Below are 20,732 nucleotides of genomic sequence, written 5' to 3'. Positions count from 1 at the left end.
GAAAGCTGACACCGGCATTGCTTTGAAACCTTGAGCTGACTTAAGGATGGGGGCTAGGCGTGTCAATCAAGGCGCGCGGCTGAGCGGCAAGCGGAAAGAGCTCGATCGCCCAATGCTGACAAGAAATCTGATGACTTTTGCCGGGCTGTGTCTGATTGCCGCGCTTGGCGCCTGCGGTCCCCAGCCGCGCGAGACCATCCCGGATGTCGCCGACGCACCGGCCTTCTCACCGGATGAAGACAATCCGGTACTGGCCCGCGTTAATGGTTCACCGATCCGCCAGGACGATGTGCTCCGCGAGGCCATGGCCCAGCGCGGGCCTGGTACCGAACAGCCCGATCCGGTCTATGGCGATGAGGAATTCATGCGCGTGCTCGGTGAGCTCATCGATCAGCGCCTGCTGGCCCAGGAAGCGCGCAATCGCGGCCTGCATCGTTCCGAGGAAGCGCGCCGGCGTCTGGCCGCAGCGGAGGAGCGGATACTCGGTACTGTGCTGATTGCCGAAGTGCTCGAGAACGCGACCTCGGAGGAAACCCTGCGCGCGATCTACGAGCAGCAGGTCCGGCTGCTGCGCCTCGATGAAGAAGTGCGGGCCCGTCATATCCTGGTGGAAACCGAGGAAGCTGCCCAAGCGGCCAAGGCCCTGCTCGATGCCGGTGAAGACTTCCGCGAGCTGGCCATCCGGATCTCCCAGGATTATGCCACCCGGCTGGATGGCGGAGATCTGGGCTATTTTACGCGCGAGGGTGTGCTGCCCGCCTTCGGTGCCATGGCCTTTGCGACCCCGGAAGGGGCGGTGTCCGAGCCTTTCCGGACGCAGTTTGGCTGGCATGTCCTGCTGGTCGTGGACCGCCGCCGCCAGCCGCCGCCCTCCTATGAGGAATTGCGCCCGCGTATCGGCCAGTATCACGGCTATGAGCAGCTCGAGGAGCTTCTCACCGAGCTGCGCGCCGGGGATGCGGTGACGCGCTATCAACCCCCGCCGGTCGAAGTTGAAGCGCTTGAAAATCAAGACGAAGAAACCGATTAGTCCGGGATTAACCACGCTTGTGCACGGCGCTTTAAGGGAGATCGCGCATTATGTCTGATAGCCGCACCAAACCGGTCGTCCATGTGGCGGCCTGTGCGTTGCTCGACGCGGATGGGCGCATTCTTCTGGCGCGCCGCCCGGCGGGTAAACCGATGGCGGGGCTATGGGAGTTTCCCGGTGGCAAAATCGAGCCGGGGGAGACGCCGGAGCAAGCGGTGATCCGCGAGTTGAGAGAGGAGCTGATGGTCGAGCCATGCGAACGCTGTCTGCACCCCTTTGCTTTCGTGTCTCACCCCTATGACGATTTCCATATCGTCATGCCGCTCTTTGTGTGCCGGACCTGGGATGGTTTCCCGACCCCGACCGAGGGGCAGGAGATTGCCTGGGTGCGCAAGGAAAGACTGCGTGATTATGCCATGCCGGCTGCCGACCTGCCGCTGGCGGCTGAGCTGAGGGACCGGTTATGAGCACATTTATCAAGAGCTTCCTGGCCGACACGCGCGGCTCCACGGCGGTCGAATACTCGATTATCGCGGTCATCATTTCGATTGCCGGGATCGGGGCCCTGATGATTATCGGGCCGGCCGTCATGGGCATGTTCACTGACGCCCAGGCGCCGTTCTAGACCCTAGCTGCCGGCTTTCTCGCCCGCAGAGATTTCCTTTACCCCGAGCGCGTCGGCCAGGCGGTGCGTCGCCGAGCCGGGCCGCTTCGGCTTGGGCTGATCGGGATGCGGGGCCCAGCCACCGAAATGTACAATCTCGAATGTGGCGCGGATCCGGCCATCACTGTCCGCGAAGCGCTCGCCATAGATCTGGGCGGCGCGCATGAACAGGCTGCGCGTGGCCGGTTTGCGCGGCCGGTCAGTGAGAATGCTGGTTTCGCCCATACCGCGCAGATCGCGCATCAGGGCAAAGGCATTGTCATAACGCACCGTGGCCCGGTCGATATCGGCCACTGGAAGAGCCAGGCCGGCGCGCTGCAGCAGCGCGGCCATGTCGAACGTCCCGGCATAGGGTGAAATGCGTGCAGCCGCACCACCGGTCAGTTCACTTTCCGCCGCCATCAGGCATTGGCGGAATTCCGTCAGCGTTGCCCCGCCAAACAGGGCGCCGGCAAAGAAACCGTCCGGCTTCAGGGCCTGGCGGATCTGGACCAGCGTGCCCGGCAAATCATTGGCCCAGTGCAGGCCAAGCGGTGCGAGGATGAGATCGAGGCTGTGATCGGCAAAGGGCAGGCGTTCTTCATCGAGAACACAGGCCCGCGGCCCCAGCTGTTTGGCGACGTTCTCGGCCAGGTCCGACTGCATCCACCAGCCGATCTTCTCGGCCGCGGGCGAACGCGCCAGATCACTCATTACATCGGGTCCGCCGCCGAGAATCGCCGCCGTGTCGAAATCGCGGGTAATGCTCGCCACACGGTCGCATAAATCTTCGAATGCACGTTTTGCGAGAAAATTATAGTCTTGCATCCCGGCCGCTGCGCGATTGCGGCGGCGTTGCAACAAGGAGCGATCGAAAAGCTGTGGCGGCAGATCGGACAACATACTCCGGATATAAAGGTTTGCAGGCCGGAAGGAAGGGGCTGTGATGCGCCCGGGCCTCATCGCTCGGGCCGCGGACTGGCTCTGGCCGCCGGAATGCCCGGTTTCGCGGGTGCGGGTCGATACCCATGGCCGTTTCGCGGCCGGCGCCTGGGGGCGGCTCAGCTTCATCGCCGATCCGCAATGTATCCGCTGCGGCCGGCCCTTTCCCTATCCCGGCGGCACGATGAGCGGCGCCCTCGATACCTGCGCGCCCTGCATCGCCAGGCCGCCGCGTTATGACCGGGCGCGGGCGCCGCTGGCCTATGATGAAGCGGTCAAGCCGCTCGTCCTGGCGCTGAAGAATAACGACCGGCGCGACATGCTGGCGGCCTGCGCCCGCTGGATGGCTGTGGCGGCAGGTGATCTGCTGCAGCCCGGCAGTCTGCTTGTCCCGGTCCCGTTGCATTGGCGCCGCCTGATGCAGCGCCGCTATAACCAGTCTGCCCTGCTGGCCCGGGCGTTGGGCAGGGAGACGGGGCTGGAGGTTGAAACCGGTGCGCTGAAACGTCTCCGGGCCACACCGAGCCAGGCCGGCCGCAGCGCCGATGGCCGCAAGCGTAATGTCGCCGGTGCCTTTCAGGTCGACCAAGTCGAGCGCGTCCGGGGACGGCATGTCGTCCTGGTTGATGATGTTCTTACGACCGGCGCGACGGTTTCCGCTTGCGTGCATCAGCTCCGGCGGGCGCGGGCAAGCGGAGTCGACGTCGTGACACTCTGCCGTGTTGTACGCGAGGAAGATGTGACTATTTAGGAGCCAAAGGAGAATCCCATGGCTCAAGTCACCATCTATACCCGCCCGATGTGCGGCTATTGCGCCCGCGCCGTTTCGCTGCTGAAGAAGAAGGGCGTGGCCTTCAACGAGATCGATGCCGGTTTCAGCCGCGAGAAGCGCGCCGAAATGGTCCAGCGCTCCAATGGCGGCAATACCTTCCCGCAGATCTTCATCAATGACGATCACATCGGCGGTTGCGACGACATGATGGCGCTGGAACGCGCCGGCAAGCTCGACGCCCTGCTGGCGGCGTGAGGACGAGCCTCGACATTGCCCTGATCCAGATGCGCTCGGGAACCGACCCGCAGCGCAATCTGGATGAGGCGGCGGCGTTGATCCGCCAGGCCGCCGCTGACGGCGCACGCCTGGTGGCGACGCCGGAGACCACGCATCTGGTGCAAAAAGATGCCGATCAGGCCTTTGCCGTAATGCAGACCCAGGAGGATGACCCGGCGATCGGGTTTTTCTCCGCCCTGGCTGATGAGCTGGGTATCGACCTCTTGATCGGGTCGCTGGCGATCCGGATCGGCGAACGCAAGGCCGCCAACCGGTCCTTCCTGTTTGGTCCGGATGGCGCCCTCAAGGCGACCTATGACAAGGCCCACATGTTCGATGTCGGGCTGGGGCAGGGCGAGACCTATCTGGAAAGCGCCAATTACCGGGCTGGGGATGAGCTGGTGGTCACCCAGGCCGGCGGCATCAAGCTGGGCCTGTCGATCTGCTATGATTTGCGCTTTGCCTATCTCTACCGCGCTCTGGCCCAGGCCGGGGCGCAGGTTCTGACCGTTCCCGCCGCCTTTACCCGTCCGACCGGCCGGGCCCACTGGGAGGTGTTGTTACGCGCCCGGGCCATTGAGACCGGTAGTTTCATCCTGGCCCCGGCCCAGGGTGGGCTGCACGAGGACGGCCGCCGCACCTGGGGGCGCTCCATGGTGGTCGGTCCCTGGGGCGAGGTCATCGCCCAGCTCGACCATGATCAGCCGGGGGTTTTGCCGGCGCGCCTGGATATGCGAAAATCGGACGAGGCCCGGCGCCGAGTGCCGGCTCTTGAGCATGACCGCGCGCTGGCCTTTGCCCCAACCGGGACGACGAAAACGACATGATCAAATACGCGTTGCTATGTGATGAGGAGCACAAGTTCGAGGCCTGGTTCTCCAGCTCGGACGGCTATGACGAACAGGTCAAGCGCGGCCTGGTCGAATGCCCCCATTGCGGCTCAACGCAGGTCCGCAAGGCCCTGATGGCCCCGGCCGTCTCGACCTCGCGCAAGAAAGAGGCGAGCCCGCAGGCCCAGATGCAGGCCATGGCCGCCAAGGTCCGTTCGCATATCCGGGAAAACTACGATTATGTCGGCGAGGATTTCGCGACTGAGGCCCGTGCCATGCATGAGGGCGAAAAGCCCGAACGCCTGATCTATGGCGAGACCTCAGCGGCCGAGAGCCAGTCGCTGCAGGAAGACGGCGTGCCGGTGACGCCGCTGCCGGATGCGCTGGCGCCAACGCCGCCGAAGAAGGCGAATTAGGGTGTGCCGTTAGGTCTAAAACGGCAACTCCATGTCCTGATCATTAGCTCCCAGCGCGGTCACTGGTAGCGGCATGTTGGCCGCCACAAACTGATCGAGGATTTCATCTCTATCCATGAAAAGGATTTGGCTGCGTTTGGTCGCGTCCAGTTTTCCTCCCAGCCAGTTGCGGGCCGCTTTGGTAATCTCGCCGCCAGCCACGATGAAAGCGTGGTCTACGAGGACTCTTTTGTTCGAATCTGGGTCAAAAACCTCATGGCCGAGCATCATCAGGGCCTGATCATATATCTCTGCAATGTTGGCGTTTGAGCCCTTGCTACGACCCGCAGCGTCCAGTTTGCCCTTCTTCACTTGAAGGCCGAAGTAGAGGATATGCTGGGTTGGTAGGGTAAAGCGCATCCAAACGTCTTTGCCATACTCTAGCGCCTTATCCTTATGGCCGGCGGCAGTAACGCGTTCGAACCCGAGTTGCCGAAATAGTGGCAAAAGGATCAATTCGATCAGCTCGTCTTCAGAGCACTCGTTGAGGAACTCCGCTAACGCAGCGCGCTTCTCGCGTTCCGCTTGTGTGAACGCTCGATGTGGTGATCCGGGATTGGAAACGACGCTGCTACCCAAGTGCCTGACATATAGGATATCGTCGTCCCCATAGAAGGCTTCAAAACCTTCGCGCCCAAGCGGCTTGTTCAGTTCTGCAAGGGCTTGGGTTCGATCTGGATCGCCGTCCACAGCGTCGCCTCGCTGCATGAGAACCCGTAAAACCTGTACGAACCGAGGCGGAAGTTGGTTTTGTGCTGAACGCGGTTCGCTCAGCAGCTCAGCCAAACGATCAGCGGTCCAAGACCAACGTGTCGAGCCGTCGTGAACAAAGCTCAGACCGCATTCATCGAAAAACTCCGTTATGTAGCTGCCTGATCGATATATGAACGGCCCTTCGTCCCCAACCACGATACGTGCGATGGCGCGAAGATTTCTTTCTCGGAACTTCATTCCGACAACGTATGAGTTATTGGTAGCGTTTTGAAGTGCTGCCAGTTGCGGTAATTTGGAGCGAAATCCCAGCCGACGAGTTTCAGCCCGGTATCTAGCGTTGCCTAGCCCGCCTTCTCCGCCACCATCATGTAGTTCACCGACGCGTCGGAGCCGATGCGCCACTGGTCGCTGAGCGGGTTGTAGCTGACGCCGACCGGCGGGCGGACATCCATGCCGCCTTCGCTCAGGGCCGCGCGCAGCTCGCTCGGTCTGACCAGTTTTTCGAACCGGTGCGTGCCGCGCGGCAGCCAGCCGAGCACATATTCGGCCCCAAAAATGGCCAAGGCGAAGGCTTTGGGCGTGCGGTTGATGGTGGCCCCGATCATCAGCCCGCCCGGTTTGACCAGCCGGGCGCAGTCAACGAGGAAGCTGTGCGGATCGGCGACATGCTCCATGACTTCCAGATTGAGCACGACGTCGAAGGGCGGCTCATTCTCTTCCAGCAATTGTTCGGCAACGCCATGGCGATAGTCGATCTCAAGACCTTGTTCCTGCGCATGCACGGTCGCGGTCTTGATATTGGCTTCCGCCGCATCGACACCGGTCACCGCGGCGCCGAGACGCGACATGGGTTCGGAGACGAGACCGCCGCCACAGCCGATATCCAGCACACGCAGGCCTTCAAACGGGCGCTCGCCGCTCCGGTTGAAATGGGCGCAGATCGTGTCGCGGATAAATCCGAGACGGACGGGATTGAATTTGTGCAGCGGTTTGAACTTGCTTTCCGGGTCCCACCATTCCGCCGCAATACGCGAAAACTTTTCAACTTCTTCCGGATCGATGGACGGGCGGCTCATCGTTTCGGGCGCAGCAGCGCTGGACATGGCGTCTCTCCAGACTTCTCGTCGGTCTTCTCTTGTCGCGCGAACGCTTTGGCGATTGCGTTCGGGCGTTGCGATCTTTTTGGCGCCCGCGTAGGACATGGCCCAACACAGCGCACTTTCGCGTCACAATATGGCCTCGCTGGCGCTGCTAATCGAGGCCGGTGCGACATCTAGCGCAGCCATTTGTCAGGGCGCAGCAGCGAGGGACCGCCGCAATGACGCGAGTCGTGGCGAAATTTGGGGGCACATCGGTCGGTTCGCCGGAGCGTATCCGCCATGCCACCAAGCTGATCAAGGCCTCTGCCGACAAGGGCGAACAGCCCATTGTCGTCGTCTCAGCCATGGCGGGGGAAACGGATCGTATTCTGGGCCTGGCGGGAGAATTCGGTGCCGGGCTGGGTGATGTCGAAACGGATGTGGCCCTGGCCGCTGGTGAGCAGGTTTCCGCCGCTCTCATGGCCCTGGCGCTGCGCGATGAAGGCCTCAAGGCGCAATCGGTGATGGGCTGGCAGGCGCCGGTCGTGACGACCGGACCGGCCGGTGCGGCCTCGATCGCCGATCTGGGCACGGAGGCCTTCGAGGCGTTGCTGGCGGACGGTGTGGTGCCGGTGTTGGCCGGCTATCAGGGAATTGATGAAACAGCGCGAATCCAGACGCTGGGGCGTGGCGGCACCGATTTGTCTGCGGCGGCGCTGGCTGCGGCCCTGGGCGCGCGCTGCGACATCTATACCGATGTTGACGGCGTCTACACGACCGATCCGCGTATCGAGCCCGCGGCCCGCCGGCTTGATGCGGTCAGCCATGATGAAATGCTCGAGCTGGCCGCGCAGGGCGCCAAGGTGCTGCAACCGCGCTCGGTCGAGTTCGCCAAGGCGCGCGGCGTGCCGATGCGGGTGCTGTCCAGCTTTGCCAAACCGGGCGAGGCGAACGGCACCGATGTTGTTGCTGCCGATCCGATCGCGGAAAAGCGCCTGGTCAGCGGTATCGCCTATGCCCGGGAGCAGGCGCGGATTGCGCTGTTGGGCCAGGCCGATACGGCGCGCGTCGCGCCTTCGGTTTTTGAAGCCCTGGCCGAGGCCGAGGTGGGCGTCGACATGATTGTCCAGGCGCAGGCCCGCACACCCGGTGTCGCCAATCTGGAGTTCTCCGTTGCACATCGCGACCTGCAGCGTGCGCTCGATGCCCTGATGGCCTTGCCGGGCCAGAGCGATATCCGCTCGGAAACCGGCCTCGCCAAGGTGTCCGTTGTCGGTGCCGGTCTTCGTCAGCGGGCCGATGTCGCCCGGTCATTGTTCGGGGTGCTGGCGGGAGCGGACATCGAGGTCAAGGTGCTGGCGACCTCGGAGATCAAAATCTCCGCACTGATCGAAAATGATGCCGTCGAGCGAGCCGTTCGCGCCTTGCATTCGGCCTATGGATTGGATCAGGTGTAGCCATGCTGGAATCGAATCCGCCCTCGGGCTCAGATCCGCGCAGACTGCTTTCCCGCATGCGTGCCTTGATGGCGGCGCAGGAAAACGCGCAGGAACGGCTCGACCACCTGACCGATCTGATCGCGGAAGAGGCAGGCTGGGACGTTTGCTCCATCTATCTGGCGCGCCCAAGCCAAGCGCTGGAATTGTGTGCCACGCACGGGCTCAAGCCCGAAGCGGTGCACAAGGTACGGCTGCAGCCGGGCGAGGGCCTGGTGGGTTTTGTTGCCGGTTCGGTTCGGCCGATGTGGACGGCGAATGCGCGCGAACATGAGAATTTCTCCTACAAGCCGGAGACCGGCGAGGAACCCTTCAATACCTTTGTGGGCGTGCCGATCCTGCGCGGTGGCCGGCTGGTCGGCGTCCTGACGGCGCAAACCGAGGCCGAACGCGCGGTTGCGGAAGAAGAAATCGAGACACTGCAGACTGTCGCCATGGTCCTGGCCGAGATCGTCGCCTCCGGCGATATCGCCGAAGCCGAGGAAATGGCCGAGCTCGAATTGCGCCAGTCCAAGCCGGAACGCTTCCAGGGCGGGGCGTATTCCGGTGGTCTCGCCATGGGCGTGGCGGTCGTGCTGGAGCCGCATGTCGGTTCCGAACACCTGATCGCCGATGACAGTGAGCGCGAGATTGAACGCCTTGATCTTGCCATTGCAGCGCTTCGCGCCGGCATTGACGACATGCTGGAGGGCGGGCGGATCCCGTTTGGCGGACCGACGCGCGACGTATTGCAGGCCTATCGCATGTTTGCCCATGACCGCGGCTGGCTGAACCGGTTACGCGAGGCGGTCCAGCTTGGCCTCACGGCGGATGCGGCGGTCGAGCGGGTGCGAAACGAGAACCGGGCCCGTTTGATGCGGTCCAATGACCAGCTTTTCCGCGAACGCCTGCACGATCTGGAAGACCTGGCAAACCGGCTCCTGCGCCATCTTGATGACGCCCAGAGCCAGATGATCGAGCATCTGCCGGACAATGCCGTCATCGTGGCCCGTAATATCGGTCCGGCTGAGCTGCTCGAGCTGGATCGCTCCAAGCTGCGCGGCATTGCGCTGGAAGAAGGTGCAGCCTCATCGCATGCAGCCATTGTCGCCAAGGCTCTGGGGATTCCCCTGGTTGGCGGTATTGAAGGTGCGCTCGACAAGACCGAAGCCGGTGACACGCTGATCATCGATGGCGAGTTCGGCCTGTTGCATATCCGCCCGACCGACGATGTCGTGGCGACCTACAAGGAACGCATGCAGGCCCTGTCCGACCGCAGGCAGGCCTATGCAGAACTGCGGGGCCCCTCGGTGACCCGAGACGGCAAGCGCATCCAGTTGTCGATGAATGCCGGCCTGCTCATTGAGATGACGCAGCTGGAGGAGACCGGGGCCGATGGTGTCGGGCTGTTCCGCACCGAATTCCAGTTCATGGTCGCTGATACCCTGCCGCGTCTCGACGCCCAGGCCACGGTGTACAAATCCGTGCTCGATGCGGCCGCCGGCAAACCGGTTGTTTTCCGCACGCTCGATCTGGGCGGGGACAAGGTGGCGCCGTTTGCCCCCTCGACGGTTGAGCCCAATCCGGCCCTGGGCTGGCGCGCCATCCGCATGGGCCTCGACCGGCCCGGCCTGCTGCGCTACCAGCTGCGCGCCCTGATCCAGGCGGCGGCCGGCAAGCCGCTGCACCTGATGTTCCCGATGATCGCTGCGCCGTGGGAGATGCGCGCCGCCCGCGACATGCTCGACCGGGAATTACGTCACGCCAAGCGGCGGGGACATGACATGCCGACCGAGGTCAAGGTGGGCATGATGCTGGAAACGCCCGGCATGGCCTGGGCCATCGGCGAAGTCCTCGATACGCTCGATTTCGTCGCGGTCGGGGCCAATGATCTGATGCAGTATTTCTTTGCGGCGGACCGCCAGAATGCCCGGGTCGCCGAGCGCTATGACGTGCTCAGCCCTCCCGCTTTGGGACTGTTCAAGCAAATCCGTGACGCTTGCGCGGCGAAGAATGTACCAGTTTCGGTCTGTGGCGAGATCGCGGCCAAACCCTTGGAGGCGGCGGTGCTCATTGCCCTGGGTTATGACAGCCTGTCGATGGCCGCGGCACATATTGGCCCATTGAAAAAAATCGTTGCTGGCCTCGATGCCGGCAAGCTTGGCACCTGGCTTGCTAGTCACTTGAACGATCCGGTTAATTCGCTGCGGCCCGCCTTAACAGCGGCAGGCGAAAACGCCGGATTGCCCAAGGAGGCTGTTGAAAACACGGTTAAGATTTGATCTTATAAGGCTAAGCGGTGTGGGAAACTTCCCGTAAATCGCGTATTTTGAGGGTGAGATCGCTCTAAAACCAAAGGGCGATAGGTGGTTATGTCGAGTCACGCAACGAGCGCAGGTTTTGTGCCGGTGGATGCAGTCTTTTCAGAAGACGCAGCGGATGTGCTGTCGCTAAGTGCGGGGGAGAAACTCCGCGAAGCCCGGGCGCGAGCCGGTCTGACCCTTGATGCTGCCGCGGACCGGACCCGCATCCGGCGTGATTATCTTGAAGCCCTTGAAACCATGGACCCGCGCGGCCTCCCGGCCCGGGCCTATGCGATTGGATATCTGCGCACTTATGCCTCGGCCCTGGGCCTTGATGGCGGTGCCATTGTCGAACAGTTCAAGCGAGAGGTCGATACCGAGACCGGCCGCGCCCAGCCCAGTGCTGCGGCCAAGATGCGCAAGGAAATCAAGCTGCCGCGCGGCGTTTTCGGTGCGGTCATGATCCTGGCCAGCGTCGCCGCTGTCGCCATGTGGTATGCCGACCAGTCTGGCCGCTCGCCGGCGCTGAACAATCTGCCGTCGCCGCCGGATGCGGCGCCGGAATGGGCCCGGGCGGATTTCCGCGTCGACAGCCCGCTGCCCGGCGTCGACCAGATCTGGAACGACCTGCCGCTCGGAGCCGCGCAGGAAAGTGCTGTCCTCCGGGCGATTTCACCGACTTGGCTGGAAGTGCGCGATGCCTCCGGACGCGTCCTCTTCGGGCGTGAACTCATGGCCGGTGAGACCTATACCCTGTCCGAGCCGGGGCTGACGGTTTCAGCGGAGAATGCCGGGCTGATCCAGGTCGAGCAGGCCGGTGAGCCGGTCCGTAGCCTGGGCGAAGCGGGTATTGCGGTCGAGGGCCTCGCTGTCCTGGCCCAGGCCGAGACTGTGGACGAGCCGCAATAAATCGCCGCAGCGGCTCGCAAGCCTTCCCAAGAGACGCTATATCCCGCTCGAACAAGCCGGAGCGCGTGATGTCTGACCTGTCCAAAGATCCCCGTTCGGTGCGCCCCTGGCGCATGATTGATCGCCGCAAGTCGCGCAAGATCAATGTCGGCGGTGTCGAGGTTGGCGGCGATGCCCCGATCACCGTACAGACCATGACCAATACGCCGACGGCGGACGCGGCTGCGACGATCGACCAGATCAAGCGCTGCGAAGAGGCCGGTGCGGATCTGGTCCGGGTGTCCTGCCCGGACGAGGACTCCACCGCGGCCTTCAAGACCATCGTCAAGGAAACCTCGGTGCCGCTCATTGCGGACATCCATTTCCATTATCAGCGCGGCATCGAGGCTGCTGTCGCGGGCGCGGCCTGCCTGCGCATCAATCCGGGCAATATCGGCTCGATGGACCGGGTCAAAGAGGTGGTGCAGGCGGCGCGCGATCATGGCTGTGCCATTCGCATCGGCGTCAATGCCGGTTCGCTGGAACGGCACCTTTTGGAAAAATATGGTGAGCCTTGCCCGGAGGCCATGGTCGAGAGCGCGCTGGACCATGCCCGAATTCTCGAAGATCTCGACTTCCAGAATTACAAGATCTCGGTGAAAGCGTCCGACGCCTTCCTGACTGTGGCAGCCTATCAGCAGCTCTCGGAAGCAACCGATGCGCCGCTGCATCTCGGCGTGACCGAAGCCGGCGGCCAGCGCATCGGTACGGTGAAATCCTCCATCGGTATGGGCTCGCTGCTATGGGCCGGGATTGGCGATACGATCCGGGTCTCGCTTTCCGCCGAGCCGGAGGAGGAAGTCCGGGTCGGGTTCGATATTCTCAAATCGCTCGGCCTGCGCACGCGCGGCGTCAACATCATCGCCTGCCCGTCCTGTGCCCGGCAGGGTTTTGACGTCATTCGCACGGTGGAAACGCTGGAAAACCGCCTGGCGCACATTTCCGAGCCGATTTCGCTGTCCATCATCGGCTGTGTCGTCAACGGCCCGGGCGAGGCCCTGATGACGGATCTCGGCTTCACTGGCGGCGGCGCCGGACGGGGCAAGATGTATGTCTCCGGCCGTCCTGACCACAATGTCTCCAATGAGGAGATGGTGGAGCATATCGTCGAGATGGTCGAAGCGCGCGCTGCCGAGCTCAAGGCCGAGCGGGAAAACGGCGTCGCAGCCGAGTAGGCGGCCTCCGGGACGCTTATAATCCCCGCGTCGGGTTCGATTGAGAGCGCGGCGAGTGACGGGGCCGGGCCTGCCTCATTGCAAAAGTGTGTGATGAATGAAGCCGTGAGTGGTCCGGCCATTCTCGGAGTATTCGACCCCCACCCAGACCTGGTCGGCCGTCACGCCGACGGTTCGCACCCGTGCACCGGCCGGCACGACCAGGACCCGCGCACCACTCAGGTTCGGGGTCTGGCGCATATTGGCATGGGTGCGCACGGTCATGACGGGGTCCAGTTCACGCATCGCCTGACTTGCGGGCTGGAGGCGAATGCCATTGACGCTGCCCATCTCCCGGCTGGCTGAACCGGTCGGCGGTGACGGGACCATGCCCCAGGCATCACCAATCGTGCGGTTGAGCACAATGTCCGAACAGATCAGCAGGAATGCGGCGATCAGGGTTGCGATCAGCACACGGGGATAAAACAGCACCATGGCGGCTGAAGCGATCAGGATCAGCGAGGAGGAGATAAACAGGACGATCCCGAGCATGAGATCGGGCCATGTCGTGTTCGCCTCAACGGTCTTGTTGATACCGGCGAGAATGTCGCTCAGTGCGAGCAGCGGGATCAGAACAATAAGCGCAATGCCAATACCCAGCAGGGTCGAATAGACGAGTCGCGTGCCAATCGTATCCGTCTCTTCGTTTCTAAGCTCCCGACCGCGCTTGCTGGACCAGTGGAAGATATCGTCGGCGCCGGTGAAAATACCGCGGATCAAAAGGCCCAGCGAAAGTACCAGGATCGTCATGTATTCCGCGATCATGCCGGGCAGGGGCAGGTTCAGGAAATCGAACCATAAAAGCCGCGCCAGAATATCGATATTGAAAGCGATGAAGGCGAAGAACGCCCAGTTCAGCGAATAGTTGAACGTGGCCAGAAAGCCGATAACGCCGATTATGGACAGAAACAGAAGCCACCCGTCGCTCCAGACGCGACCGATCTCTCGTATCACCAGCATAATCTGACCCCCCCAGGTCAAAGAATTACCGTGAATGATAATATACGCGGAGGTTGTGACAAGCCGTTGTCAGAGTTTAATGATGCGCCGCGCCCGGGTTTTACTGGGCGTCCGCCGTCGGCAGCGGCCCGCCCCAGCAGCTGGGATCTTCCGCCGGGGCCTCGCGCACACCGAGCGCTTCAAGCCGCGCCAGGACATTGTCGATCGCGTCTTTCTGGCGTTCATCATTCGCTTGCGAAGAACGATGGAGGTTGTGCAGATCTATCAGGGTATTGCGGATGCCCGGCTGCGCGCGCATGGCCTCAAAATCGACGCCACTGGCGACAAAGAAACCATTTTCCTCGCTCAGTGTCCGCTCGGTGAAGCCGTCAATGCGGGGCATGACCAGAAGAAAATCATGTATCTGGGACATGCTGGTAACGGTGCTGGTTGAGATGCTTTGCGCCGCCAGGATCAGCCCGCGCAATTGATCGTCCGAGATGGATTCGATCAGATCGCCGGCGACGAGAGCGCTCGTATTGCCCTCTAGGGGAAGTCCGGGCTGTGAGACCTGGCTCATAGTGATGGCGAACAGGGCCCGCTCGTACTCGCGCTCGGAGAGTTCGGCTCCGTCGACGGCATCGAGCAGGTGCACCAGGCCGCGGCGGATCTCTGCTTCCACGTCGATGCGGCAGATTATGATGTTCTGATAGATCGTGTAGTCCGTGGCGATACCTTGCAGATATTCCGCCTCGCGCGCCGCGACTTGCGCCTGGTCATAGCGCTGGGTCAGCTGGAAGCCGACCGCGACACCGATCACGACGATGAAGAATTCAAGCACGACGGCGAACCAGTTCTGTTCGCGGATGGCCTTGGTCAGACGGGACAGGATCATGGCGCCAATCTAGAGGCTGCGACGCGTATTGTAACCGGCCAATACACGCCCAGGGCGCAGGCCGGGACGATAAGCCGATTTTTCCCCCTATAATGTTGCGTGAACAAAAGCTCATTTGCGAGCGGTCCCAAATCCGTAGGAGAATTGGGACGGGTACACATTTGCGGGGACGCGGCGGCAAAGCGCTGCGACAGAAACATGCTAGAACTTTCCGGACTGACAAAGACTTACGGCAATAAGGTGCGCGCTCTTGATGGCGTCAGCCTGTCCATCCCGAAAGGGATGTTCGGATTGTTGGGGCCCAACGGGGCCGGCAAATCCTCGCTGATGCGCACCATCGCGACGCTGCAAGCCCCCGATCAGGGCAGTTTGACATTCGGTGATATCGATATCCTCAAGGACCCGCAGGCCCTGCGCGCGACGCTCGGCTATCTGCCGCAGGATTTCGGCGTCTATCCGCGCATGTCCGCCCGCGCCATGCTTGACCACCTCGCCGTCCTCAAAGGCCTGTCCAACACCAAGGAACGCAAGAATATCGTCGAGACCCTGCTGGAACAGACCAATCTGACCCAGCATGCCAACAAGGCCGTGGCCAGCTATTCCGGCGGTATGCGCCAGCGCTTCGGTATTGCCCAGGCGCTTCTGGGTGACCCGCAACTCATTATCGTCGACGAACCCACCGCCGGTCTCGACCCGGAAGAACGCAACCGTTTCCACAACCTGCTCTCGGAAATCGGCGAGAATGTCGTCGTCATTCTCTCCACCCATATCGTCGAGGATGTGTCCGACCTTTGCCCCAATATGGCGATCATGAATCGCGGTCGCATCGTCTCTCACGGCGCACCGGGTGACCTGATTGCCGAGCTGGAGGGCAAGGTCTGGGCAAGGATGATTGAAAAGTCCGAGCTCGCCGGTCTGCGCGACCGTTTCCAGATCATCTCCGAGCGTCTGACCATGGGCCGGGTTCGTATTCACGTCCTGTCCGACGAGAACCCGGGCGAGGGTTTTGAAAGCGTCACCCCGGATCTGGAAGACGTCTATTTCGCGACGATCCGTGGTGGCGTCGCCGAAGCCGCAGCAGCCTGATCCTCCAACCCGACAGAAAGGAGCACGTCATGCTCTCCAAAATTGCCGGGTTCGAGGTGCGCTATCAGCTCTTCTCACCCGTATTCATCGCGGTCTTCGCAATCTTCTTCCTGCTGGTATTCGCCGGTGTCACCATCGACAATGTCCAGGTCGGTGGCGGTGGCGCCACCAATATCAACTCGCCCAATGCACTGACGATCAATATCGCCATCTTCTCGCTGATCGGCGGATTGATCCCGGCGGCATTCCTGTCCTCCGGCGTGATCCGCGACCGGAGTTTCAAGACCGAGGAACTTTTCTTCTCCCGCCCGGTGAAGGAATTCGATTTTGTTCTCGGCCGCTTTATCGGCGGTTTCGTCGCCACGGCGCTGTGCTTTATCTCGGTGCCCCTGGCCTTCCTGCTCGGCTCATGGATGCCCTGGCTTGACCAGGAATTGATCGGGCCGACCAATCTGGGCTGGTATCTGTATCTCTACGCCTCGCTCGGCCTGGTGAATATGTGGGTCGTGGGCACGGTATTGTTCACCGTGGCCAACTTCACCCGTTCGCAGATCTTCGTCTGGGTCGCCTTCCTGGGCCTTCTGGTTCTGTATTTCGTCGGCAGCGCCATTGCCGGTCAGGAACCGGAATTGCGTGATGAACTGGCCCTGATCGATCCGTTCGGCTTCAACACTTTTGCCGAGGTGACGCGGTATTGGACCGCCTTCGAGGCCAATTCCCAGGTGATCCCGTTTGAAGGCCTGTACATGGCCAACCGTTTCATCTGGATCGGTGTCGGGCTTGCCCTTCTGGCGATCAACCTGGCGACTTTCCGCTTCCGCAAGGGTGGCTCGGCCGGTGCGTCCAAGAAGAGCAAGGCGCAGACCAGCACGGGGCCGAAAAGCGCGATTTCCGATCTCGACCTGCCGCGCATGACGCCGGTCCTGAACGGGGCATCCACCCGGCAGCAATTCTTCGCCCGCCTCAGCTTCGAGGTGAAAGGTGTGGTCCTAAATGTGGCCTTCTGGGTGATCCTGGCCTTTGGCCTGTTCAACACCGTGCCGGGCTTCTTCTTCGCCAACGGGCTCTATGGCACGGATAATTATCCGGTCACGCGGGTGATGATGGATATCATCGCCGGGGCGTATTCGATCATCCCGATTATCATCGTGATCTATTATGCCGCCGAGCTGATGTGGCGCGAACGCCGCTTCCGCTTCAACGAGATCACCGATTCAACGCCAACCGCGAGCTGGGTTTTCATCACCTCGAAATTCCTGGCGATGATGGTGGTGATTGTCTCCCTGGCCCTGGTCGCGGTTATCGCTGCTGCGGTGTCGCAGCTGATCATGGGCTACACCGTGTTTGAGTTCGACCAGTACACGATCCGCGCGATCATGGAGATCATTCTGCCGGCAGCCTTGCTGGCGGCGCTGGCGATCTTCCTTCAGGTGCTGATGAACAACCGCTGGCTCGGCATGGCGGCGATGCTGGTCTTCTTTGTCTTCTCGCTGGTCGCCAGCCAGATGGGCTTCGACCATAATCTCTACCAGTACGGTTCAGCACCAGGTGCGCCGTATTCCGACATGAACGGGTATGGCCATTTCCTGGGCATTTCGCTCTGGTTCTCGCTTTACTGGTCGTTCTGGGCGCTGTTGCTGATGGTCCTGGCCTATCAGCTCTGGTCGCGCGGAGCGCTGACGCCGATTACGACGCGTCTGCGCCGTCTCTTCGTCGGTTTCACCCCGGCGACGGCCAGCCTGGCGCTGGTCGCCCTGGTGGGCGCCGGTGCGACGGGAAGCTGGATTTTCTACAACACCAATATCCGCAATGAGTATATCTCGGGACCGGACCAGCGTGCGCTCGCAGCGGAGTATGAGCGGACCTATTGGCATCTTGTTGATGAGCCGCAGCCGACCGTCACCGATACCGCCTATGAGGTCGACATCTATCCCGATGAGCGCCGCTATACGGCCACTGGCCAGTATACGGTCCAGAACAAGACCGATGTCGCCATCGAGACGGTGTGGATCTCATACGGGCAGGGTACGGATGTGCTCTCGCACGCACTCTCCGGCGCGACCCTGGCGAGTGAGGACGAGCGTTTCCTGCTCTACAGCTTCGAGCTGGATCAGCCGCTGCAGCCGGGTGAGAGCCTCGTCTATGACTTCTCGGTCGAAAACGGCAATCCGGGTTTCCGTAATTCCGGCAATGTCACCACGACCAATTACAACGGCACCTTCTTCAACAATTTCCAGTCCATGCCGGTCATGGGGATCAATACCAATCTGCGCCTGACCGACCGGTCGCAGCGGCGGCAGCAAGATCTGGAACCGGTTGAACGGGCCTTCCCGCTGGAAGACGAACACCGGCATTTCGAGAATGGTATCTCCAATGCCGACTACGTCACTTTCCGCTCGATTGTCTCGACCAGTAGCGACCAGATCGCTATTGCGCCGGGTTATCTCGAGCGGGAATGGGAAGAGGGTGGCCGCCGCTATTTCGAGTATGTGATGGATCGTCCGATCCTGAACTTCTACTCGTGGATGTCGGCGGACTACAGCGTGGCGGAACGTGAAGTGGACGGGGTCAATCTCCAGGTCTTCTATCACGAGCCGCACCACTGGAATGTCGAACGCATGCTGGAGGCCTCGGCGGATTCGCTGGCTTACTTCTCGGAGAATCTGAGCCCCTACCAGTACCGCCAGTTCCGCATTCTGGAATTCCCGGCCTATCAGAGCTTCGCCCAGGCTTTCCCGAATACGATCCCGTACTCGGAGGGTATTGGTTTCATTGGTGACCTGCGTGACCCGGACGATATCGACTATGTCTACTACGTCACCGCGCACGAAGCGGCGCACCAGTGGTGGGCGCACCAGGTGATGGCGGCCAATGTCCAGGGTGGCACCATGCTGATCGAGACCTTCGCCCAGTATTCCGCCCTGATGGTGATGCGTGAGGAGTATGGCGAGGATGCCATGCGCCGCTTCCTCAAATACGAGCTCGACCGCTATCTCGGCGGTCGCGGTTCCGAGGCCATCGAGGAGCAGCCGCTCTACCGGGTCGAGAACCAGCAATACATCCACTACCGCAAGGGTTCAGTGATCATGTATGCGCTGCAGGACTATCTCGGCGAGGAAACGGTCAACCGCGCCATGCGCCGCCTGATCGATGACCGGGCCTTCTCCTCTGAACCTTACGCCACCACGCTGGATTTCCTGAATATCCTGCGTGAGGAAGCCGGTCCGGAATGGGAGACCATGATCCACGATTTCTTCGAGCGGATCGTGCTGTTCGACCTGCAGGTCACCGAGGCGACGGCGAGCGAGCGTGAAGACGGCCGCTGGGATGTCGCCATCGAGGTGGAGGCGCGTAAATTCTCCGCCGATGGTGAAGGCCAGCAAACCGAAGAGCCGATCGATTACATGATCGATATCGGCGTCTTCAATCGCGATCTCGAAGGCGCGATCTCCGGCTCTGACCACGTGCTCTACATGGACAAGCACCAGGTCAATGAGACCACGATGCGTTTCGAATTCACCGTCGACGAAGAGCCGCAATATGTCGGCATCGACCCCTATAACAAGCTGGTCGATCGTAATTCGGACGACAATCTTTCGCGCGTGACGATCCAGTAGATCACCCGCCGGAAGGCTTGAAATCGAGAAAGGGAGCGGGCCTAGTTCCGCTCCCTTTTGATTCCCGCAACGGAGCGCCCATGACCAAGCTGTTCGGCCTGAAAAACTGCGATGGCTGCAAGAAAGCGATGAAGGCGCTCGACGCTGCCGGCATCGCCTATGACTTTGTCGATATCCGCGCTGAGGCGGATCTTCCCGCCCGGCTCCCGCTCTGGCTCGACAAGGCCGGCGCCAAGGCCCTGGTCAATACGCGCTCGACCACCTGGCGCGGTCTCGATGAGGTACAGCGGGCCCGCGCCGAGAGCGATCCGGCCGGCCTGCTGGCGGAAAACCCGACCCTCATCAAGCGTCCGGTGGTGGAAACCGGCGAGCAGGTGTTTGCCGGCTGGTCGGACAAGGTTCTGGCGGCCTGTCAGCCATGACCAACCCGCTGCGCCGCGCCTGCACGGTCGATCTGGCTTACCCCTACCACCCGGCGGATACACCGGCCGGGCGCATGCGGGCGGTGGCTGAATTCATGGAGGCCGAAGGGCTTAATGACGACGCCTCACTTGCCGGCCCGGCCGCGCAGCGCCTGGAAGGCAAAATCGCTGAGCTGACCGGCATGGAGGCCGCGGCCTGGTTCCCCACCGGGGTGATGGCCCAGTGCGCGGCGGCGCAAATTCATGCCGAACGCACGGGCTCACGCACGATCCTGCTTCATCCCAGTTCCCACCTCGAACTGCACGAGGAGGGCGGCCCGCGCCATCTGCACCATCTCGACCCCCGGCAGATCGGTCGCTGGGGCAAGCCATTACAGGCGGAGGATCTGAGCGCGGATGCGGCCTGCGCCTTTGTCGAGCTGCCGCAGCGCCATGATGGCGGCGCCTTGCCGGACTGGGAGGCGTTGCAGGCGCTCAAGGCACGCGCAGCCGGGTTGGGGCTGGCGCTGCACATGGACGGTGCCAGGCTCTGGTCCTGCCGGCCCTTCTACGGCAATCGCAGCTACGCCGAGATCGCCGAGGGTTTTTCCTCGCTCTATGTCTCGCTCTACAAGGATATCGGGGCGCCGATCGGGGCAGTGCTGGCCGGCTCTGCGGATTTCATCCGGCAAGCGCGGATCTGGCGGGTACGCATGGGAGGCGCGCTGGTCGCGCCCTGGCCCGCTGTGCCCGACGCCCTGCGATTGCTGGACAAGCGGTTGGCGCAAATGCCCGGCTTTGTGGCCCGGGCCTGCGCCCTGTCGAAGCTGTTTTCAGGCATTGAAGGCATCACCGTGGAGCCGAGCCCGGCGCACACCAACATGATCAATCTGCGTCTCGATTGTACTGGCGACATGGCGCGGGAAGCGCGAGATGATGTCGCCCGTGTCCACGGTGTCTGGCTGGGCAATAATGTCTGGGATCTCGAGGGCGGCCGGTCGGTAGTGCTGGAGATTACCGTCGGGGAGTGCGCCCAGCTGGCCCGGGATGAGGTCTTGCTCGCCGCAGTGAAACACCTGGCTGACCAGATCGCCCGGGCTAGCTAAGAAACAG

20 protein-coding genes are annotated in these 20,732 nt (G+C 62.0%); 15 read left to right on the top strand and 5 right to left on the bottom strand.

Annotation, left to right across the window (positions count from 1 at the left end; translation table 11 throughout):
• Nucleotides 1-112: 112 nt before the first annotated feature.
• The 3 genes from Q1V57_RS05325 to Q1V57_RS05315 are packed head-to-tail and all read left to right on the top strand — an operon-like array spanning nt 113 to nt 1,655.
• Nucleotides 113-1,030: a peptidylprolyl isomerase gene (locus tag Q1V57_RS05325; RefSeq protein WP_300528320.1), complete on the top strand. Its 918-nt coding sequence runs from the start codon at nt 113-115 to the stop codon at nt 1,028-1,030.
• A gap of 50 nt (nt 1,031-1,080) precedes the next feature.
• Complete coding sequence (mutT, locus tag Q1V57_RS05320) at nt 1,081-1,497, top strand: 8-oxo-dGTP diphosphatase MutT (RefSeq protein ID WP_300528318.1); 417 nt, start codon at nt 1,081-1,083, stop codon at nt 1,495-1,497.
• Nucleotides 1,494-1,655 carry a Flp family type IVb pilin gene (locus tag Q1V57_RS05315; RefSeq protein ID WP_300528315.1) on the top strand — a complete coding sequence of 54 codons (162 nt, stop codon included), beginning with the start codon at nt 1,494-1,496 and terminating at the stop codon, nt 1,653-1,655. The genes mutT and Q1V57_RS05315 overlap by 4 nt, the downstream gene beginning before the upstream one ends.
• A gap of 3 nt (nt 1,656-1,658) precedes the next feature.
• On the opposite strand, the gene Q1V57_RS05310 is transcribed toward Q1V57_RS05315, so the two are convergent.
• Nucleotides 1,659-2,576, bottom strand: coding sequence for a methyltransferase domain-containing protein (locus tag Q1V57_RS05310; protein WP_300528312.1), 918 nt, complete (start codon nt 2,574-2,576; stop codon nt 1,659-1,661).
• A 43-nt stretch (nt 2,577-2,619) separates the two neighbouring features.
• Here Q1V57_RS05310 and Q1V57_RS05305 point away from each other — a divergent pair, with 43 nt between their 5' ends.
• From Q1V57_RS05305 to Q1V57_RS05290, 4 genes are read left to right on the top strand one after another with little or no spacing between them, the layout of a single operon-like run.
• Nucleotides 2,620-3,366, top strand: a complete 747-nt coding sequence (locus Q1V57_RS05305) for a ComF family protein (protein ID WP_300528310.1) — start codon at nt 2,620-2,622, stop codon at nt 3,364-3,366.
• 18 nt (nt 3,367-3,384) lie between these two features.
• Nucleotides 3,385-3,642: a glutaredoxin 3 gene (gene grxC, locus Q1V57_RS05300; RefSeq protein WP_300528307.1), complete on the top strand. Its 258-nt coding sequence runs from the start codon at nt 3,385-3,387 to the stop codon at nt 3,640-3,642.
• Complete coding sequence (locus Q1V57_RS05295; protein ID WP_300528304.1) at nt 3,639-4,490, top strand: carbon-nitrogen hydrolase family protein; 852 nt, start codon at nt 3,639-3,641, stop codon at nt 4,488-4,490. The genes grxC and Q1V57_RS05295 overlap by 4 nt, the downstream gene beginning before the upstream one ends.
• Nucleotides 4,487-4,909, top strand: coding sequence for a DUF1178 family protein (locus Q1V57_RS05290; protein ID WP_300528302.1), 423 nt, complete (start codon nt 4,487-4,489; stop codon nt 4,907-4,909). Before Q1V57_RS05295 ends, Q1V57_RS05290 begins: the two co-directional genes overlap by 4 nt.
• A gap of 15 nt (nt 4,910-4,924) precedes the next feature.
• Here Q1V57_RS05290 and Q1V57_RS05285 read toward each other — a convergent pair whose 3' ends face one another.
• Both Q1V57_RS05285 and ubiG read right to left on the bottom strand, forming a co-directional pair.
• Complete coding sequence (locus Q1V57_RS05285; RefSeq protein WP_300528300.1) at nt 4,925-5,899, bottom strand: hypothetical protein; 975 nt, start codon at nt 5,897-5,899, stop codon at nt 4,925-4,927.
• A gap of 104 nt (nt 5,900-6,003) precedes the next feature.
• Nucleotides 6,004-6,765, bottom strand: coding sequence for a bifunctional 2-polyprenyl-6-hydroxyphenol methylase/3-demethylubiquinol 3-O-methyltransferase UbiG (gene ubiG, locus Q1V57_RS05280; protein WP_300528298.1), 762 nt, complete (start codon nt 6,763-6,765; stop codon nt 6,004-6,006).
• A 215-nt stretch (nt 6,766-6,980) separates the two neighbouring features.
• Here ubiG and Q1V57_RS05275 point away from each other — a divergent pair, with 215 nt between their 5' ends.
• The 4 genes from Q1V57_RS05275 to ispG all read left to right on the top strand — a co-directional run bounded on the left by Q1V57_RS05275 (nt 6,981) and on the right by ispG (nt 12,642).
• Entirely contained in the window at nt 6,981-8,198 is a 1,218-nt protein-coding gene (locus Q1V57_RS05275) for an aspartate kinase (protein ID WP_366145083.1), read from the top strand.
• Nucleotides 8,199-8,254: 56 nt separating this feature from the next.
• Nucleotides 8,255-10,498 (top strand): phosphoenolpyruvate--protein phosphotransferase, encoded by a 2,244-nt coding sequence (gene ptsP, locus Q1V57_RS05270; RefSeq protein WP_300528294.1) that lies wholly within the window; start codon nt 8,255-8,257, stop codon nt 10,496-10,498.
• Nucleotides 10,499-10,588: 90 nt separating this feature from the next.
• On the top strand, nt 10,589-11,428 hold the full coding sequence (locus Q1V57_RS05265; RefSeq protein WP_300528293.1) for a helix-turn-helix domain-containing protein: 840 nt from the start codon (nt 10,589-10,591) through the stop codon (nt 11,426-11,428).
• 68 nt (nt 11,429-11,496) lie between these two features.
• Nucleotides 11,497-12,642 (top strand): flavodoxin-dependent (E)-4-hydroxy-3-methylbut-2-enyl-diphosphate synthase, encoded by a 1,146-nt coding sequence (gene ispG / locus Q1V57_RS05260; protein WP_300528291.1) that lies wholly within the window; start codon nt 11,497-11,499, stop codon nt 12,640-12,642.
• 75 nt (nt 12,643-12,717) lie between these two features.
• On the opposite strand, the gene Q1V57_RS05255 is transcribed toward ispG, so the two are convergent.
• Entirely contained in the window at nt 12,718-13,641 is a 924-nt protein-coding gene (locus tag Q1V57_RS05255; protein ID WP_300528290.1) for a hypothetical protein, read from the bottom strand.
• Between the two features lie 100 nt (nt 13,642-13,741).
• On the bottom strand, nt 13,742-14,515 hold the full coding sequence (locus Q1V57_RS05250) for a hypothetical protein (protein WP_300528289.1): 774 nt from the start codon (nt 14,513-14,515) through the stop codon (nt 13,742-13,744).
• Between the two features lie 198 nt (nt 14,516-14,713).
• Here Q1V57_RS05250 and Q1V57_RS05245 point away from each other — a divergent pair, with 198 nt between their 5' ends.
• From Q1V57_RS05245 to Q1V57_RS05230, 4 genes are all read left to right on the top strand, one after another.
• Nucleotides 14,714-15,601, top strand: a complete 888-nt coding sequence (locus tag Q1V57_RS05245) for an ABC transporter ATP-binding protein (RefSeq protein ID WP_300528288.1) — start codon at nt 14,714-14,716, stop codon at nt 15,599-15,601.
• A 29-nt stretch (nt 15,602-15,630) separates the two neighbouring features.
• Nucleotides 15,631-19,218 (top strand): M1 family aminopeptidase, encoded by a 3,588-nt coding sequence (locus tag Q1V57_RS05240; RefSeq protein WP_300528287.1) that lies wholly within the window; start codon nt 15,631-15,633, stop codon nt 19,216-19,218.
• A gap of 80 nt (nt 19,219-19,298) precedes the next feature.
• The gene (locus Q1V57_RS05235; RefSeq protein WP_300528286.1) at nt 19,299-19,640 is read left to right on the top strand and encodes an ArsC/Spx/MgsR family protein; all 342 of its coding nucleotides are present in this window, start codon (nt 19,299-19,301) and stop codon (nt 19,638-19,640) included.
• On the top strand, nt 19,637-20,725 hold the full coding sequence (locus tag Q1V57_RS05230; protein ID WP_300528284.1) for a beta-eliminating lyase-related protein: 1,089 nt from the start codon (nt 19,637-19,639) through the stop codon (nt 20,723-20,725). The genes Q1V57_RS05235 and Q1V57_RS05230 overlap by 4 nt, the downstream gene beginning before the upstream one ends.
• Nucleotides 20,726-20,732: the final 7 nt, after the last annotated feature.

It is taken from the genome of Maricaulis sp. (assembly GCF_030149425.1).
Classification (GTDB): domain Bacteria; phylum Pseudomonadota; class Alphaproteobacteria; order Caulobacterales; family Maricaulaceae; genus Maricaulis.
The sequence above is the reverse complement of the archived record's forward strand: the minus strand, read 5'-3'. Positions and strand labels throughout refer to the sequence as shown.

Bases quoted from the DNA above. Each gene is read 5' to 3' on its own strand.
- Q1V57_RS05325 (WP_300528320.1), top strand. From the start codon at position 113: ATGCTGACAAGAAATCTGATGACTTTTGCCGGGCTGTGTCTGATTGCC.
- mutT (WP_300528318.1), top strand. From the start codon at position 1,081: ATGTCTGATAGCCGCACCAAACCGGTCGTCCATGTGGCGGCCTGTGCG.
- Q1V57_RS05315 (WP_300528315.1), top strand. From the start codon at position 1,494: ATGAGCACATTTATCAAGAGCTTCCTGGCCGACACGCGCGGCTCCACG.
- Q1V57_RS05310 (WP_300528312.1), bottom strand. From the start codon at position 2,576: ATGTTGTCCGATCTGCCGCCACAGCTTTTCGATCGCTCCTTGTTGCAA.
- Q1V57_RS05305 (WP_300528310.1), top strand. From the start codon at position 2,620: ATGCGCCCGGGCCTCATCGCTCGGGCCGCGGACTGGCTCTGGCCGCCG.
- grxC (WP_300528307.1), top strand. From the start codon at position 3,385: ATGGCTCAAGTCACCATCTATACCCGCCCGATGTGCGGCTATTGCGCC.
- Q1V57_RS05290 (WP_300528302.1), top strand. From the start codon at position 4,487: ATGATCAAATACGCGTTGCTATGTGATGAGGAGCACAAGTTCGAGGCC.
- Q1V57_RS05285 (WP_300528300.1), bottom strand. From the start codon at position 5,899: ATGAAGTTCCGAGAAAGAAATCTTCGCGCCATCGCACGTATCGTGGTT.
- ubiG (WP_300528298.1), bottom strand. From the start codon at position 6,765: ATGTCCAGCGCTGCTGCGCCCGAAACGATGAGCCGCCCGTCCATCGAT.
- Q1V57_RS05275 (WP_366145083.1), top strand. From the start codon at position 6,981: ATGACGCGAGTCGTGGCGAAATTTGGGGGCACATCGGTCGGTTCGCCG.
- ptsP (WP_300528294.1), top strand. From the start codon at position 8,255: ATGCGTGCCTTGATGGCGGCGCAGGAAAACGCGCAGGAACGGCTCGAC.
- Q1V57_RS05265 (WP_300528293.1), top strand. From the start codon at position 10,589: ATGTCGAGTCACGCAACGAGCGCAGGTTTTGTGCCGGTGGATGCAGTC.
- ispG (WP_300528291.1), top strand. From the start codon at position 11,497: ATGTCTGACCTGTCCAAAGATCCCCGTTCGGTGCGCCCCTGGCGCATG.
- Q1V57_RS05255 (WP_300528290.1), bottom strand. From the start codon at position 13,641: ATGCTGGTGATACGAGAGATCGGTCGCGTCTGGAGCGACGGGTGGCTT.
- Q1V57_RS05250 (WP_300528289.1), bottom strand. From the start codon at position 14,515: ATGATCCTGTCCCGTCTGACCAAGGCCATCCGCGAACAGAACTGGTTC.
- Q1V57_RS05245 (WP_300528288.1), top strand. From the start codon at position 14,714: ATGCTAGAACTTTCCGGACTGACAAAGACTTACGGCAATAAGGTGCGC.
- Q1V57_RS05240 (WP_300528287.1), top strand. From the start codon at position 15,631: ATGCTCTCCAAAATTGCCGGGTTCGAGGTGCGCTATCAGCTCTTCTCA.
- Q1V57_RS05235 (WP_300528286.1), top strand. From the start codon at position 19,299: ATGACCAAGCTGTTCGGCCTGAAAAACTGCGATGGCTGCAAGAAAGCG.
- Q1V57_RS05230 (WP_300528284.1), top strand. From the start codon at position 19,637: ATGACCAACCCGCTGCGCCGCGCCTGCACGGTCGATCTGGCTTACCCC.